Source organism: Bradyrhizobium sp. B117 (genome assembly GCF_038969555.1).
Lineage (GTDB): Bacteria > Pseudomonadota > Alphaproteobacteria > Rhizobiales > Xanthobacteraceae > Bradyrhizobium.
Window position 1 is genome coordinate 5,563,901 of record NZ_CP152414.1, and the last position, 15,231, is coordinate 5,579,131.

Annotated in this window: 14 protein-coding genes and 1 pseudogene; 11 read left to right on the forward strand and 4 right to left on the reverse strand. The window is 65.5% G+C overall.

Annotated elements, in window-relative coordinates; translation table 11 throughout:
• Nucleotides 1-25 precede the first annotated feature (25 nt).
• Nucleotides 26-861 (reverse strand): annotated as a pseudogene (locus tag AAFG16_RS27305) (helix-turn-helix transcriptional regulator).
• Nucleotides 862-963: 102 nt separating this feature from the next.
• Between AAFG16_RS27305 and AAFG16_RS27310 the strand changes: the two are divergent.
• A complete protein-coding gene (locus AAFG16_RS27310; protein WP_342730273.1) occupies nt 964-1,848 on the forward strand; it encodes an SDR family oxidoreductase in 885 nt (294 codons plus the stop codon).
• Between the two features lie 33 nt (nt 1,849-1,881).
• Here the strand turns inward: AAFG16_RS27310 and AAFG16_RS27315 are convergent, their stop codons facing one another.
• The 3 genes from AAFG16_RS27315 to AAFG16_RS27325 all read right to left on the reverse strand — a co-directional run bounded on the left by AAFG16_RS27315 (nt 1,882) and on the right by AAFG16_RS27325 (nt 5,137).
• The gene (locus AAFG16_RS27315; protein ID WP_283079459.1) at nt 1,882-3,216 is read right to left on the reverse strand and encodes a dicarboxylate/amino acid:cation symporter; all 1,335 of its coding nucleotides are present in this window, start codon (nt 3,214-3,216) and stop codon (nt 1,882-1,884) included.
• 84 nt (nt 3,217-3,300) lie between these two features.
• Nucleotides 3,301-3,858: a biotin transporter BioY gene (locus AAFG16_RS27320; protein ID WP_342740981.1), complete on the reverse strand. Its 558-nt coding sequence runs from the start codon at nt 3,856-3,858 to the stop codon at nt 3,301-3,303.
• A gap of 91 nt (nt 3,859-3,949) precedes the next feature.
• On the reverse strand, nt 3,950-5,137 hold the full coding sequence (locus AAFG16_RS27325) for an aminotransferase class I/II-fold pyridoxal phosphate-dependent enzyme (protein WP_342730275.1): 1,188 nt from the start codon (nt 5,135-5,137) through the stop codon (nt 3,950-3,952).
• A gap of 194 nt (nt 5,138-5,331) precedes the next feature.
• Between AAFG16_RS27325 and AAFG16_RS27330 the strand changes: the two genes are divergently transcribed.
• The 10 genes from AAFG16_RS27330 (at nt 5,332) to aat (ending at nt 15,227) form a co-directional block, all read left to right on the forward strand.
• Entirely contained in the window at nt 5,332-6,735 is a 1,404-nt protein-coding gene (locus AAFG16_RS27330) for a M48 family metalloprotease (RefSeq protein WP_283079461.1), read from the forward strand.
• 117 nt (nt 6,736-6,852) lie between these two features.
• Nucleotides 6,853-7,620, forward strand: a complete 768-nt coding sequence (locus AAFG16_RS27335) for a DsbA family protein (protein WP_283079462.1) — start codon at nt 6,853-6,855, stop codon at nt 7,618-7,620.
• 215 nt (nt 7,621-7,835) lie between these two features.
• Nucleotides 7,836-8,660 (forward strand): DUF1236 domain-containing protein, encoded by an 825-nt coding sequence (locus AAFG16_RS27340; RefSeq protein WP_283079463.1) that lies wholly within the window; start codon nt 7,836-7,838, stop codon nt 8,658-8,660.
• 231 nt (nt 8,661-8,891) lie between these two features.
• On the forward strand, nt 8,892-9,359 hold the full coding sequence (aroQ, locus tag AAFG16_RS27345; RefSeq protein WP_283079464.1) for a type II 3-dehydroquinate dehydratase: 468 nt from the start codon (nt 8,892-8,894) through the stop codon (nt 9,357-9,359).
• Nucleotides 9,360-9,396: 37 nt separating this feature from the next.
• Nucleotides 9,397-9,894 (forward strand): acetyl-CoA carboxylase biotin carboxyl carrier protein, encoded by a 498-nt coding sequence (gene accB, locus AAFG16_RS27350; RefSeq protein ID WP_283079465.1) that lies wholly within the window; start codon nt 9,397-9,399, stop codon nt 9,892-9,894.
• An 82-nt stretch (nt 9,895-9,976) separates the two neighbouring features.
• Nucleotides 9,977-11,335: an acetyl-CoA carboxylase biotin carboxylase subunit gene (gene accC / locus AAFG16_RS27355; RefSeq protein WP_283079466.1), complete on the forward strand. Its 1,359-nt coding sequence runs from the start codon at nt 9,977-9,979 to the stop codon at nt 11,333-11,335.
• A 106-nt stretch (nt 11,336-11,441) separates the two neighbouring features.
• Entirely contained in the window at nt 11,442-12,959 is a 1,518-nt protein-coding gene (locus tag AAFG16_RS27360; protein ID WP_283079467.1) for a CHASE3 domain-containing protein, read from the forward strand.
• Nucleotides 12,956-13,396 carry a response regulator gene (locus tag AAFG16_RS27365; protein WP_283079468.1) on the forward strand — a complete coding sequence of 147 codons (441 nt, stop codon included), beginning with the start codon at nt 12,956-12,958 and terminating at the stop codon, nt 13,394-13,396. The genes AAFG16_RS27360 and AAFG16_RS27365 overlap by 4 nt, the downstream gene beginning before the upstream one ends.
• Nucleotides 13,393-14,496, forward strand: a complete 1,104-nt coding sequence (locus AAFG16_RS27370) for a histidine kinase dimerization/phosphoacceptor domain -containing protein (RefSeq protein WP_342730280.1) — start codon at nt 13,393-13,395, stop codon at nt 14,494-14,496. Before AAFG16_RS27365 ends, AAFG16_RS27370 begins: the two co-directional genes overlap by 4 nt.
• 50 nt (nt 14,497-14,546) lie before the next feature.
• On the forward strand, nt 14,547-15,227 hold the full coding sequence (gene aat / locus AAFG16_RS27375; RefSeq protein WP_283079470.1) for a leucyl/phenylalanyl-tRNA--protein transferase: 681 nt from the start codon (nt 14,547-14,549) through the stop codon (nt 15,225-15,227).
• The last annotated feature ends 4 nt before the right edge of the window (nt 15,228-15,231 follow it).

Below are 15,231 nucleotides of genomic sequence, written 5' to 3' on the forward strand. Positions count from 1 at the left end.
GCGGTTCGTGCCATTCGCGGGGCCGTCAGTCAGCGCGCGCGGTGAGCAGCTTTTTGATCCGTTCGGCGTCTTCCGCCGTCGCCGGGTTGTAGACGATCATGCTGAGATCGGAGCGGCCCTCGACGTTGAAGCTCGAATATTCGAACGACATCACGCCGTGAAGGGGATGCCGCAGCCGCTTGATGCCGTCACCGTGGTGGCGGACGTCATTGTCGCGCCACAGCGCCGCGAATTCCGGGCTGGTGCGGCAGAGTTCGTCGACGAAATCGGCGACATGCGAGACCGCGCCTGCGCGCGCGGCGTCGGCCCTGAACGCCGCCACCACGAAACGGGCCACGCTGTCCCAATCGTACTGCGCAGCGCGCACACGCGGATCGCAGAAGATGAAGCGCAGGATGTTGCGCTGGCCCGGCGGGATCGCACCATAGTCCGTCAGCACGACGCTTGCGGCGCGATTCCAGGCAACAACGTCCCAGGTCGCGGTCCGCACTAAGGCCGGGCTGAATTCGAGCGCGTCGAGCACGCGCTGAAGCCGCGGCGAGACGCCTTCAGTGGCCTGGTAACGCACCTCGGGCGGCCGGCCGAGCCCGATCAGGAACAGATGCTCGCGCTCGACATCGGTCAGCATCAAGGCGCGGGCGATGCGACGAGCACGTCGGCCGAGGGCGCCCCGCCCCGACCCTGCTCCAGCCATGTGTACCAGGTCGGGCTGATATTGGCGCGCTGCGCCACCTCCTCGCGGCGTAGCCCGGGCGTGCGCCTGCGGCTGCCGGAAAAGCCGAACGCTGTGGCATCGAGCCGGGTGCGGCGGTCCTTCAGGTAGGCGCCGAGCAGGTTTTCAGCGGTGGCGGTCTCGCTCATCCTGTTAGCCATTATACCCTGATAAAGTCACTACTTTACCCGGATAATCCTAGCGCGGATGGTCGTCTCCACCAACCCTCGACCGCTCTCTGGAGATTGCTCATGCATGTTTTCGTCACCGGCGCCACCGGTTTCGTCGGCTCCGCCGTCGTTGCCGACCTGATCGCCGCCGGCCACCGCGTCACCGGCCTTGCCCGGAACCGTGAAGGTGCAGCCGCCGTCGCTGCGATGGGCGCCGAGGTCCATCGCGGCTCGCTGGAGGACCATGCCTCCTTGCGCAGCGGCGCGGCTGCTTCCGACGGCGTGCTTCACCTTGCCTTCAACCACGACTTCTCGAAGTTCGCCGAGAATTGCGAGCTCGACCGCCGCGCCATCCTCGCGCTTGGCGAGGAGCTGAAGGGCTCCGAACGTCCGCTCATCGTCACCTCGGGCGTGGCGTTGCTCGCGCCCGGACGCGTTGCGACCGAGGACGATGCGGCGGCGCGCCACTTCCCACGCGTCTCGGAAGCCACGGCCGAAGAGCTCGCCGAACGCGGCGTGCGCGCCGGCATCGTGCGGCTGCCGCCCACGACCCATGGCGAGGGGGACCACGGTTTTGTGCCACGCCTGATCGCGATCGCGCGCGAGAAAGGCACTGCCGCCTATCTCGGCGATGGCAGCAACCGCTGGCCAGCCGCGCAGCGCTTCGATGCCGCGCGCGTCTACCGGCTCGCGCTGGAGCGAGGCGCATCTAGCGGCCGCTATCACGCCATCGCCGAGGAAGGCGTGCCGTTCAAGGTGATCGCGGAGGTGATCGGCAAGAGGCTCGGCGTGCCCGTGGTCTCGAAGACGCCGGATGAAGCGGCGGCCCATTTCGGCTGGTTCGCGCGGTTCGCCGGCATCGACGTTCCGACCTCCAGCGCGAAGACCCGCGCCGCACTCGGCTGGGAGCCGAAAGAGAAAGGGCTGATCGAGGATCTCGACCAGCCCTATTACTTCAAGGTTTGACGGCGCGCAGCGCCATCGCGCTCAACTGGCAGATCAGTCCGTCGTGACGGCCGTTTCCATGTCGGTCGGATCGATCTGCCGGGCGAGGTTCGCGTTGAGCTTGTCGCGGTCGAGCTCGCCTTCCCACCAGGCGACGATCACGCAGGCAACGCCGTTGCCGCACAGATTGGTCAGCGCGCGGCATTCGCTCATGAACTTGTCGATGCCGAGCACGATCGCCATGCCCGGCACCAGGCGCGGATCGACCACCGCCAGCGTCGCGGCCAGCGTGATGAAGCCCGCGCCGGTGATGCCGGAGGCGCCCTTCGAGGTCAGCATCGCCACCACCAGGATGGTGAGCTGCTGGCCGAAGGTGAGATCGAAGCCGAGCGCCTGGGCGATGAAGAGCGTCGCCAGCGTCATGTAGATGTTGGTGCCGTCGAGGTTGAACGAATAGCCCGTAGGCACCACGAGGCCGACCACCGACTTCGAGCAGCCGAGCCGTTCCAGCTTCTCCATCAAGGACGGCAGCGCGCTTTCGGACGACGAGGTGCCGAGCACGATCAAGAGCTCGTCCTTGATGTAGGCCAGGAACCTGAAGATCGAGAAGCCCGCAATCCGCGCGATGATGCCGAGCACCACGAACACGAACAGCGCCGCGGTCAGGTAGAACGTCGCGATCAGGCCGACCAGGTTGAGGATTGCGCCCGTGCCGAACTTGCCGATGGTGTAGGCCATCGCGCCGAAGGCGCCGATGGGAGCTGCGCGCATCACGATGGAGATGACGCCGAACACGGCATGCGCGGCGTCGTCGATGAAGCTGCGGATAGTGTGGCCGCGCTCACCAAGGCTCATGATGGCGAAGCCGAACAACACCGAGAACAGCAGCACCTGGAGGATCTCGCCCTGCGCGAAGGCGCCGACCACGGTGTCGGGAATGATGTGCAGGACGAAGTCGACCGACCTCTGCGCCTCGGCCTGCTTGGCGTAGTTGGCAACCGCCTGCGCGTTGGCGGCGGCATTGCCGAAGCCCGCGCCCGGCCTGACGACATTGCCGACAATGAGGCCGATCACCAGCGCGAAGGTCGAGACCACCTCGAAATAGACCAGCGCCTTGACGCCGATGCGGCCGACCTTCTTGGCGTCCTGGATGTGCGCAATGCCGGATACGACGGTGCAGAAGATGATCGGCGCGATCACCATCTTGATCAGCTTGATGAAGCCGTCGCCCATCGCTTTGATCCACTCATTGGTGGCGAGCGACGGCCAGAGCCAGCCGACGATGGCGCCGAGCACGATGGCGATCAGCACCTGGACGTAGAGAACCTTGTACCACGGCTTGGATGCGGTCGGCGCGACCGGCGCCCCCGCCATCGTTGTTGTCGTCATTGTTTCACTCCCCCTCAAAAATCAGAGCCAGCCAAGATCAACTTGGCCGGCTCTGTCAATTGGAACTGCTCGTTTTGGCGCGCTTTACCCGCGGCGATCGACGAGCCGGCGTGCCGCCGGCATCAGCGTCGCGCCCAGCGCGTTCTTGACCAGTGAGGCCGCGATGAACGGCGCAAGGCCGACCTGCCAGGCCTTCGCGGCGCCGAGACCGAGGCCAAAGGCGAGCCAACCGAACCCGGCCGCCAGTATGACGATATGACCGACGGCCATGGCCGCAAACAGCAGCACGACGCTGCGATCCCAGCCGCGCTCGGCGAGCCAGCCGGTGACGAAGGCGGCGCCGATGAAGCCGAACAGATAGCCGGCGGTCGGGCCGACCAGCGGTGCAATTCCACCGACCGGGCCGGCGAACACCGGCAGCCCCATCGCGCCTTCGGCGAGGTAGGCAATCATGGTTGCGCTGCCAAGACGCCAGCCATAGGCGGCGCCGATCATCAGCACGACCAGCGTCTGCAGGGTCATGGGCACGTAGGGCAGCGGCAGGTTCACCTTGGCTGACAGCGCCATCAGGGCGGTGCCGAGCGCGATCAGCACGACGGCGCGCAATGCGCCGACGCTTTCGCCCGGCCGGGTCGGCCACATCAAGGCGGCGAGAGGAGAATGCGTGGCAGTGGTCGGGATCGAACGGTCAGACAAGTTGAACTCCGCAAAAGGCTGTCGAAAACTGGCGCGATCATTTAAGCCACTCAGCAATCCGGTCAACTGCCTCCCGCATCTCGTCCGGCGAGCGCGCATAGGAAAAACGAATGAATGAGCGGCCGTGGATGGGATCGAAATCGAGCCCTGGCGTCGTGGCAACGTTCGCCTGCTCCAGCATCTGCTTGGCGAACTCGAAACTGTCGGAGGTGAAGTCCGAGACGTCGGCATAGAGGTAGAAGGCGCCGTCGGCCGGCAGGAACTTGCGTAGGCCCGCCTTGGGCAATCCCTCGATCAGGATGCGCCGGTTCTCCTGATAGCCGTGCTTGATCTCCTCCATCTCCGCTGCGCCGTCGAACGCCGCCTCTGCCGCGATCTGCGACAGCGCCGGCACCGAGATCGACAGGTTCTGCTGGAGACGCTCGATCGGGCGCGCCAGGATCTCCGGCACCACCATCCAGCCGACGCGCCAGCCGGTCATGCAAAAATACTTCGATAACGAGTTGATCACGAGTGCGTGCTCCGACAGCGCCGCCGCGGTCACCGCAGGAAACGCATAGTCGAGCCCGTGATAGATCTCGTCGGAGATGAAGCGGATGCCGGCGCCTTCCGCCGCCGCGATCAGGCTGGCGAGCGCCTCGCGGGACATCATCGTGCCCGTCGGATTGGCGGGACTGCCGACCAGCACGCCCTTCAGCGGCGCCTTGCGATGGGCGGCGAGCAATGCCTCCCCGGTCAGCGCATGGCGCGTCTCGTCCGTGGTCTCGATCAGCACCGGCTCGCAGCCGAGCGCGGTGAGGATGTGGCGGTACGGCGGATAGCCCGGCACCGTCACGGCGACGCGGTCGCCCGGCTCGAACATCGACAGGAACGCCAGGATGAACCCGCCGGACGAGCCGGTCGTCACCACGATCCTGTCAGGGCTGACGTCACAGCCATAGGCGTCGCGATAATGCCGCGCGATGCGGGCGCGCAACGACGGGATGCCGAGCGCCGAAGTATAGTCGATCCGCCCCGCTTCCAGCGCCGCATGGGCGGCCGCGATCGCCGTCTTTGGCGCGCCGGCCGCGGGCTGGCCGACCTCCATGTGGATGACATGGCCGCCGGCGGCCTCGATTCGGGCCGCCGCGGCCATCACGTCCATCACCATGAACGGGGGAACATCGCTGCGGCGGGAGGGCTCGAGCCACTGCCCCAACCGGTTCCTCAATGTCGCATCGTGCATCGATTTCTGCTATTTCGCTGGCGGACCGGTCCGTCCGGTCCGGGAAACGGGGCGCTTGCGCCCCAGACTGGCCGCATTGTACGGCTCATAAGGGGGTACGGCTCACAAGGGCATATCGCGTATCCGGTCCGCCGCCAATCGCCAAAAACCAATCACCAAACTGCTTTGCTAGACCGTTTGACCCAGACCGCCTGATGTTGCTCCAGATCGCATTGCGCAGGAAGGCCTCCGCCCTCACCGCCATCGTCACGGCCGCAGCGATCGCGCTGTTGCCGGTCCCGGCCGCGCACGCGCAGGCCAAGGGGCCGCAGGTCCTGCGCGACACCGAGACCGAGCAGCTCCTGCGCGAATATACCCGCCCGATCCTGCGCGTCGCCGGTCTGGAGAAGCAGAACATCCAGATGGTGATCCTCAACGAAGCCTCGTTCAACGCGTTCGTCGCGGACGGCCGCCGCATCTTCGTCAATTACGGCGCGATCCTCCAGTCGGAGACGCCGAACCAGATCATCGGCGTGCTCGCGCACGAGACCGGGCATCTGGCCGGCGGCCATCTGTCCAAGCTGCGCGAGCAGCTCGCCACCGCGCAGACCCAGATGATCATCGCGATGCTGCTCGGCGCCGGCGCAATCGCCGCGGGCAGCACCCGCGGCAGCAGCAGCGCCGGCAATAACGGTCTTGCCAATGCCGGCGCGGCGGCAATCGCCGGCCCGCAGGAGATGATCCGCCGCTCGCTCTTGTCCTACCAGCGCCAGCAGGAGGAGAACGCCGACCGCGCCGGCGTGAAATTCCTGACCGCGACCCAGCAGTCGCCCAAGGGCATGTACGAGACCTTCAAGCGCTTCACCAGCGAGAGTCTGTTCGCCGCGCGCGGCGCCGACCCCTATCTGCAGTCGCACCCGATGCCCGCCGAGCGCGTCGCCGCGCTCCAGGAGTTCGCCAGCTCCAGCCCCTATTGGGACAAGAAGGACGATCCGGCGCTCCAGCTCCGCCACGACATGGTGCGCGCCAAGATCTCCGCCTTCATGGAGCGCCCGGAGACGGTGTATCGCCGCTATCCGCAGACCAACGACAGCCTCCCGGCGCGCTATGCCCGCGCCATCAGCACCTATCTGCACGGCGATCTGCGCAGCGCGCTCGCCCAGATCGACGCGCTGATCCAGGTCCAGCCCAACAACCCGTACTTCTACGAGGTGCGCGGCCAGGCCCTGCTCGAGAGCGGCAAGCCGGCCGACGCCATCGCTCCCCTGCGCAAGGCTGTCGCACTCTCCAACAACGCCCCCCTCATCGAGATGTTACTTGGGCAGGCTCTGGTTGGAACCGATAATAAGGCCTACACGGACGATGCCGTTCGGATTCTCCGTGCCGCGGTGGCACGGGAGCCCGAGGCCCCGCTCGGTTACACCCAGCTCGCGATGGCCTATGGCCGGAAGGGCGACTATGCCGAGGCCGATCTCGCTTCGGCGCAGGCCGCTTACCTGCGCGGCGACAACAAGACCGCCCGCGAGCTTGCCACGCGCGCGAAAACCCGTTTCGCCGTCGGCACGCCCGGATGGGTCAAGGCCGACGACATCGTGGCGTCAAAGCCGCCGCGCAACTAGGTCGAACGCAACTAGGTCAAACTAAGTAAGACGACGCCTGCTACCACGACGTCACGACACCACAATCAGTCCGCCGGGACGTTTTCCGAAACCTGCTTTGGATAAGAGGATTTGCCTATGCCTTCGCTGCGCCTGCTTGCTCCCGCGCTGTTTGCGCTCGCCATGTTCGGCGCAGCCGCGCCCGCGTCGGCCGACAGCTTCTCCGATGCCCAGCGCACCGACATCGAGGCGATCATCAAGAACTACCTCGTCACCCATCCCGAGGTGCTCGAGGAGGCCATGACCGAGCTCAGCAAGCGGCAGGCCGATGCCGAAACCAAGAAGCACGAGGCCAGCATCGCACAGAATTCGGATGCGATCTTCAACTCGCCGCGCCAGGTCGTGCTCGGCAACAAGGACGGCGACGTCACCTTCGTCGAGTTCTTCGATTACAATTGCGGCTACTGCAAGCGCGCCATGGGCGACATGCTCGACCTCATGAAGAGCGATCCGAAGCTGAAGGTCGTGCTGAAGGAATTTCCGGTGCTGAGCCAGGGCTCGGTCGAAGCGGCGCAGGTCGCGGTCGCCGTGCGCATGCAGGATCCCACCGGCAAGAAATATCTCGACTTCCACCAGAAGCTGCTCGGCGGCCGCGGCGCGGCCGACAAGGCGCGCGCGATGCAGGCGGCCAAGGAAGCCGGGCTCGACACCGCAAAAATCGAGAAAGACATCGCCAGCCCCGAAGTGCGCGCCACCATCGAGGAGAACTTCAAGCTTGCGGAGGCGATGGGCATGAACGGCACGCCGAGCTACGTGATCGGCAAGCAGATCGTGATCGGCGCCGTCGGCCTCGAAGGCCTCAAGGAGAAGATCGGCGTCGCCCGCTGCGGCAAGGCGACTTGCTGACAAAGCGATCGCGCGTCTCACAACTCACGCATGCGTCGAGGCCGGCTGAAAAGCCGGCCTTTTTCGTTGGCCGATAGCGGCGCGAATCCGGCGCGCGCATTCATCTCGCGTTTAGGAAACAAATGCCCCGGAACAGGCGAAGTTCCGGAACAACTCAAATCTCCTTTCGTTGTCGGCGCGGGCAATGACGCAAATGAACACGTGAGGAGAATTCGATGTTGAACCGCTTTATGATCTCGGTTGCCACACTCGCGCTGGTCGCGGGCACCGGTCTGGCGAACGCACAGGACAAGGGCCGCGACGCTGGCGGCGCTGGCTCGCAACAGCAGATGCAGCATTCACAGCCGTCTGGCGGCGCCGCAGAGCGCGGCTCGATGGGCAAGGAATCTACCCATGAGAAGGGCACCGTCGGCCAGGCCGGCGGCGCTATGAAGCAGGGCGGAGCCGAAGAGAAGTCGGGTGCAATGGAGAAGTCCGGCACCGCCGAAAAGTCAGGCGGAATGGACAAGTCCGGCGCGATGAACAAGAACGCGGCCGACGAGAAGGCTGGAGCGAAGGGTGAGCACGCCCAAGGTGCGCAGGATAAGGCCGCGCAGGACAAGTCGAAGAGCATGAGCTCCGAGTCCTCGACCACCAAGTCCGACTCCACCAAATCGGGCACTAAGGACATGAAGGCCGAGGACAACAAGGCCGGCGGCGCCGCCAAGAGCAACAATGCCGAGAGCCGTCCGGCTGCGACCGACAAGTCCCAGACCACGACCGGCGCCGCTTCGGCGACCGCGACCGCCGCGCCGCCGCCCGAGAAGCGGACCGAGATCTCGACGGCGATCAAGTCGACCAAGATCGAGGAGACCACGAACGTCAACTTCAACATCTCGGTCGGCGCCGCGGTCCCAGCGTCCGTCCGCTTCCATCCGCTGCCGCCCCGGATCGTCGAGATCTACCCGGAGTGGCGCGGTTATGAAGTGATCTTCGTGCACGGCCAGTACGTGATCGTCCGTCCGCAGACGCGCGAGATCGTGTACATCATCGAAGGCTAAGGCCGGACAGCGGCAAGCTCAGGGGGCGGGCAGCGATGCCCGCCCCCTTTGCATTCGGCCGGCAGCCATGCTTTGGACTGGTTAACAAGCAATTTCCGTAGTTTCCGCACAGGTTTTTGCGCAACGGATGAGGTGCCTGAACCCGCCTCGGAGGTCCTTCAAGGCTTCCCCTCACGCGCTTTGTTACCTATAACCCCCGCCACGCCGAAGCACCTCTTTTCCGGGATTTGAATGGCTGAACCTGCAACCGACACGATCCTCGTCCTGAACGGGCCGAACCTCAACATGCTGGGGACGCGCGAGCCCGAAAAGTATGGCCATGCGACGCTGGCCGACGTCGAGGCGCTGTGCCGGGAGACGGCAGCACACTTCGGCCTCAAGGCCGACTGCCGGCAGTCCAACCGCGAAGGCGAGCTGATCGACTTCATCCACGAGGCGCATGCGCGCAAGATGAAGGGCATCATCATCAATGCCGGCGGCTATTCGCACACCTCGATCGCCCTGCACGACGCGCTGCTCGCGGTGCAGATCCCGACGGTCGAGGTGCATGTGACCAACATCCACGCCCGCGAGAGCTTCCGTCACCATTCCTACACCGCGCGCGCGGCCTTCGCCTCGCTGTGCGGTTTCGGCATCGAGGGCTACCGCCTCGCCATCCAGGGCCTTGCCGCCAAGCTCGGCATCAAGCCCAACGCCTGACGCTCCCTCATCACACAGAACATTCGGATCAAACAACATGGCGCGCCAGCCAGACGACAAAGCAGCCGCAAAGTTTTCCAGCGAGGATTCCGCGCTCGTCCGCGAGCTCGCTCTTCTGCTCGATGAGACCAGCCTCACCGAGATCGAGATCGAACGCGCGGGCCTGCGCCTGCGCGTCGCCCGCAACATCAGCGTCGCCGCGACCATGCCGATGCCGATCGCGGCCGCTTCCGCCGCGCTGCCGATGGCGGCAAGCGTCGCCGCTGCGCCCGCTGCGGCCGCAGCCGACCTGTCGAAGCATCCGGGTGCGGTGACCTCGCCGATGGTCGGCACCGCCTATTGGGCGCCGGAGCCAGGCGCAAAGCCGTTCATCGAGGTCGGCAACAAGGTCTCGGTCGGCCAGACCCTGCTGATCATCGAAGCCATGAAGACCATGAACCAGATCCCCTCGCCGCGATCAGGCACGGTGACGCAGATCCTCGTCGAAGACGGCCAGCCGGTCGAGTACGGCGAGCCGCTGGTCATTATTGAATAAGCGAATGGCGAATGGCGAATAGCGAATGGTGCCCGTCTTGCCCCTCGCTATTCGCTACTCCCTATTCGCCCGCTGAGGCACCATGTTCGACAAGATCCTCATAGCCAATCGCGGCGAGATCGCACTTCGCATCCTCAGGGCCTGCAAGGAGCTCGGGATCGCGACCGTCGCCGTGCACTCCACCGCCGACGCCGATGCGATGCATGTGCGACTGTCGGACGAGAGCGTCTGCATCGGACCGCCGCCGTCCAAGGACAGCTATCTCAACGTGCCCGCCCTGCTCGCGGCCTGCGAGATCACCGGCGCCGATGCCGTGCATCCCGGCTACGGCTTCCTGTCGGAGAACGCGCGGTTTGCGGAAATCCTCGCCGAGCACAATCTGCAATTCATCGGCCCCAAGGCCGAGCACATCCGCCTGATGGGCGACAAGATCGAGGCCAAGAAAACCGCCAAGCGGCTCGGCATTCCCGTGGTGCCCGGCTCCGACGGCGCGGTCGGCCCTGATGACGACGCGATGGCGATCGCGAGGAAGATCGGCTTCCCGGTGCTGGTCAAGGCCGCGGCCGGCGGCGGCGGGCGCGGCATGAAGGTCGCGCAGAGCGAGGCCGACCTCCAGGTCGCACTCTCCACGGCAGCCAATGAGGCCAAATCCGCCTTCGGCGATGCCTCCGTCTATCTCGAAAAATACCTCCAGAAGCCGCGCCACATCGAGATCCAGATCCTCGGCGACGGCCGCGGCGGCGCGATCCATCTCGGCGAGCGCGACTGCTCTCTGCAGCGCCGCCACCAGAAGGTCTGGGAAGAAGGCCCCTCGCCGGTGCTGGCCGCCGCTGCGCGCGCCAAGATCGGCGAGACCTGCGCCAAGGCGATGCGCGAGATGAAATATCTCGGCGTCGGCACCATCGAGTTCCTGTTCGAGGACGGCGAGTTCTACTTCATCGAGATGAACACCCGCATTCAGGTCGAGCATCCCGTCACCGAGAGCATCACCGACATCGACCTCGTGCTGGAGCAGATCCGCATCGCCGCCGGCGGCGATCTGCCCGCGAAGCAGGAAGAGGTGCAGATCATCGGCCACGCCATCGAGTGCCGCATCAACGCCGAGAATCCGCAGACCTTCCGGCCCTCACCGGGCCGGATCACGCAATATCACCCGCCCGGTGGGCTAGGCGTGCGGATCGATTCCGCGGTCTATCAGGGCTACCAGATCCCGCCTTATTACGACTCCCTGGTCGGCAAGCTGATCGTCCACGGCAAGACCCGGACCGAGTGCCTGATGCGCTTACGCCGGGCGCTGGACGAGATGGTCGTGGAGGGCATCGAGACGACGCTGCCGCTGTTCCGCGACCTGGTGCGCCAGGACGATATCATCGACGGCGACTATCACATCCACTGGCTGGAACAGTACCTCGCCGGCAAGGCGGAACCCGGCGCGAAATAATCCCTTCTCCTCTTGGAACCCATTGGCCCCAATCGAGTTCTCGACGGTGGGGCCAGTTCCCGAGGGGCGTTTTGAATTCCGTTGAACCTGAGCGAGTGAAACCGTCGTGACGGCCGAGGGCCAACGACGGCGCGCATTCTGGCAGATCCTGCTGTTCGCGGCGGGCCTTTTGGTGCTGACCGTGATCAGCGCCGGCTCGGTCTACCTCGTCAACAAGGCGCGCGACGACGCCAAATGGGTGCTTCACACCATCGAGGCGGAGAACCAGATCAACGCCCTCCTGCTCGAAGTCCGGCGCGCCGAAAGCGGCGCCCGCGGTTTCCTCCTGACGCAGGGACCGGATTTCCTGTCGGATCACCAGAAGGCCGTCGCGGCGATCATTCCCGCGCTCGACAAGCTCACGCGCCAGATCGGCGACAATCCGGCGCAACGGGAGAGCCTCGAGAAGCTGAGCGCGGCGATCGAGACCCGGCTCGACCAGTTCTCGCGCGAGATGAATTTCGTGAAGCAAGGCCGACCCGACGATGCCACCGCGCTCGTCCGCGAGGCCGCTGCCGGCAATACCACGACCACGATCAGCAACCTCGCCAACGCGATGATCCGCGAGGAGGAACGGCTGTTCCGGATCCGCAGCGCCAACTCCGACCGGAGCCAGACGCTGGCCGCGTCGATGACCGGCATCGGCTCCGGCCTCGTCGTGCTGCTGACCCTGATCTCGATCTGGCTGGTGCGGCGCTCGGCCCGTGCCCGTGACGAGGCCGAAACGCGGCTGCGCGATGCGAACGTCAACCTGGAGGCCGTGGTCGACGAACGCACGGCCGACTTGCGCGAAGCCAATGACGAGATCCAGCGCTTTGCCTATATCGTGAGCCACGATCTGCGCTCGCCCCTCGTCAACATCATGGGCTTCACCAGCGAGCTCGAAGAGCTCGGCGGCGACATTTTCCGCCGTATCAGCGGCCTCGCCCATATCCCCGCCGACGGGCCGCCGCTGCCGGCCGGCGAGATCGCGCTCGAAGGCCCCGACAAGCAATTATCGGCGGATTTTTCCGAGGCGCTCGGATTCATCAAATCGTCGATTGCCAAGATGGACCGGCTGATCTCGGCCATCCTCAACCTGACCCGCGAGGGTCGCCGCGAATTCCAGCCGGAGAAGATCGACACGCGCGAGCTGATCGAGGCCATCGTGTCGACGCTGGCGCACCAGGCCGCCGAGGCGCATGCCGAGATCCATGTCGAGCCCCTGCCGAATCTCGTCAGCGACCGCCTTGCGCTGGAGCAGATCTTCTCCAATCTGATCGACAACGCGATCAAATATCTCAAAACTGGCGTTCCCGGCGAGATCAGAATCCGCGGGCGCACCAAGCTCGGCTACGCTATCTTCGAAATCAGCGATAACGGCCGCGGCATCGACCCCAGGGATCACCAGCGGATCTTCGACCTGTTCCGCCGTGCGGGAACCCAGGACAAGCCCGGCCAGGGCATAGGTCTTGCACATGTGCGTGCACTTGTGCGCCGCCTCGGGGGCACGATGTCGGTATCATCGGAACTGAATGCGGGCAGCACCTTCACGATCACGCTGCCCATCACCTGGAACGTCACCAACCGGAACGCAGATCGATGACCCAGCCTGTCACCATCATCATGATCGAGGACGACGAGGGACACGCCCGGCTGATCGAGCGCAATATCCGCCGCTCAGGGGTCAACAACGAGATCGTCTCGTTCCCGAATGGCACCGACGCGATGAAGCACCTGTTCGGCGCGGACGGAAGCGGTCTCGTGCAGAAGGGCAACGCGCTTCTGATCCTGCTCGATCTCAACCTGCCCGACATGACCGGTATCGACATCCTGAGGCAGATCAAGGAGAACAAATATCTGAAGGCCTCCCCCGTGGTGGTGCTGACCACCACCGACGACAGCCAGGAAATCAAGCGCTGCTACGAGCTCGGCTGCAACGTCTACATCACCAAGCCCGTCAACTACGAGAATTTCGCCAATGCCATCCGGCAGCTCGGCCTGTTCTTCTCGGTCATCCAGGTCCCGCCCGCCGCCTCATGAACCAGCGCACGCCAACACTACTCTATATCGACGACGACGACGCGCTGGCGCGCCTGGTCGATCGCGGCCTGACGCGGCGCGGCTACAAGGTCGTTCATGCCGCAAGCGGCGAGGAAGGCCTCGAGCGCATCCGCCGCGCGGAGACCGAGGGCGGCATCGACGTCGTGGCGCTCGACCAGTACATGCCGGGCCTCGATGGCCTGGAGACGCTCGAGCAGATCATGGCGATAGCGGGCGCGCCGCCGGTGGTGTTCGTCACGGCGTCGCAGGACTCCACCATCGCGGTGACCGCGCTGAAGGCGGGCGCGGCCGATTACCTCGTCAAGGACGTCAAGGGCGACTTCATCCCCCTGCTTCACGTCGCGGCCGAGGGCGCGCTGCGCCAGGCCGAGATGCAGCGGGCGCGCGAGGAAGCCGAAGCCGAGATCCACGCCTCGCGCGACCGCTACGCCGCGCTCGCCGCCGAGCGCGAGCTGCTGCTCCGCGAGGTCAACCATCGCGTCGGCAATTCGCTCCAGATCATCGCTTCGCTCTTGCACCTCCAGGCGAGCTCCGCCGCGCAGGAAGAGGTCAAGGCGGCGCTGACCAATGCGATGGGCCGCGTCGCCGCGGTCGCGCAGGTGCACCGCCGCCTCTACACCTCGCAGGATCTCAAGAGCGTGGTGCTGAACCAGTATCTGGACTCGCTGCTCGAGGACCTCCGCCGCTCGGCCGAAGGCAACCGGATGTCGCGCCTGACGCTGAAGGCCGAGCCGATCGAGATCGACCCGGACCGTGCGGTCGCCGTCGGCATCATCGTCAACGAGCTGGTGATGAACGCGGTGAAATACGCCTACCCCGATGGCGCCGGCCCGATCCATGTCGAGCTGACCTCGCAGGGCGACGACGTGCTGCTCTCGATCAGCGATGACGGCGTCGGCGACAAGGCCGAGGCCGATCCGCGCTCGACCGGCATGGGCCAGCGCATCGTCGCGGCGATGGCCTCCAAGCTGGATGCCTCCGTCGAGCGCGACCCTGCGCATTCCGGAACCCGCATCGTGCTGCGGTTCCGCCGCGTGCCTGACGCGCCCGGCAAATCCAGCAGCGCCGCCGCGAGCTGACCTGCCCGCCACCCATCGCAACCGAATTGCGATCCTGCTATTGTTGCCTCATGACTTCGCGCGACTCCGCCTCGTCTGAAATCACGCCGGCCGTGCTGCTGCGCGCCTATGCCTGCGGCATCTTCCCGATGGCGGAAAGCGCCGACGATCCGACCCTGTTCTGGGTCGAGCCGGAATTGCGCGGCGTCATCCCGCTCGATGGTTTTCGCGTCGCCTCGCGCCTTGCCCGCACCGTGCGCTCGGACGGGTTACGCGTTACCGTCAACACGGCGTTCAAGGCGACGATCGCCGGCTGCGCCGCGCCGCAGGCGGGCCGCGAAGACACCTGGATCAACAAGCGCATCCGCGACCTCTATGGCGGCCTCTACGAGCTCGGCCATTGCCACAGCGTCGAGGCCTGGCAGGGCGACGACCTCGTCGGCGGTCTCTACGGCGTGAGCCTCGGGCGCGCCTTCTTCGGCGAGAGCATGTTCCACACCGCGCGCGATGCCTCGAAGGTAGCGCTGGTGCATCTTGTCGCGCGGCTGATCCATGGCGGCTTCGAGCTGCTCGACACGCAATATGTCACCGACCATCTGAAGAGCTTTGGCGCGGTCGAGATCTCACGGCGGCGCTACACCGGCCTGCTCGACAAGGCGCTCGCCGGCGAGCCCGGCGACTTCTTGAGGCTGTCCCCGGGTGAGGCGATCCCGGGCGCACGTGCGCTCGAGATCATCGCCTCACGGCAATAATCAG

Bases quoted from the DNA above. Each gene is read 5' to 3' on its own strand.
- AAFG16_RS27310 (WP_342730273.1), top strand. From the start codon at position 964: ATGCATGTTTTCGTCACCGGCGCCACCGGTTTCGTCGGCTCCGCCGTC.
- AAFG16_RS27315 (WP_283079459.1), bottom strand. From the start codon at position 3,216: ATGACGACAACAACGATGGCGGGGGCGCCGGTCGCGCCGACCGCATCC.
- AAFG16_RS27320 (WP_342740981.1), bottom strand. From the start codon at position 3,858: ATGTGGCCGACCCGGCCGGGCGAAAGCGTCGGCGCATTGCGCGCCGTC.
- AAFG16_RS27325 (WP_342730275.1), bottom strand. From the start codon at position 5,137: ATGCACGATGCGACATTGAGGAACCGGTTGGGGCAGTGGCTCGAGCCC.
- AAFG16_RS27330 (WP_283079461.1), top strand. From the start codon at position 5,332: ATGTTGCTCCAGATCGCATTGCGCAGGAAGGCCTCCGCCCTCACCGCC.
- AAFG16_RS27335 (WP_283079462.1), top strand. From the start codon at position 6,853: ATGCCTTCGCTGCGCCTGCTTGCTCCCGCGCTGTTTGCGCTCGCCATG.
- AAFG16_RS27340 (WP_283079463.1), top strand. From the start codon at position 7,836: ATGTTGAACCGCTTTATGATCTCGGTTGCCACACTCGCGCTGGTCGCG.
- aroQ (WP_283079464.1), top strand. From the start codon at position 8,892: ATGGCTGAACCTGCAACCGACACGATCCTCGTCCTGAACGGGCCGAAC.
- accB (WP_283079465.1), top strand. From the start codon at position 9,397: ATGGCGCGCCAGCCAGACGACAAAGCAGCCGCAAAGTTTTCCAGCGAG.
- accC (WP_283079466.1), top strand. From the start codon at position 9,977: ATGTTCGACAAGATCCTCATAGCCAATCGCGGCGAGATCGCACTTCGC.
- AAFG16_RS27365 (WP_283079468.1), top strand. From the start codon at position 12,956: ATGACCCAGCCTGTCACCATCATCATGATCGAGGACGACGAGGGACAC.
- AAFG16_RS27370 (WP_342730280.1), top strand. From the start codon at position 13,393: ATGAACCAGCGCACGCCAACACTACTCTATATCGACGACGACGACGCG.
- aat (WP_283079470.1), top strand. From the start codon at position 14,547: ATGACTTCGCGCGACTCCGCCTCGTCTGAAATCACGCCGGCCGTGCTG.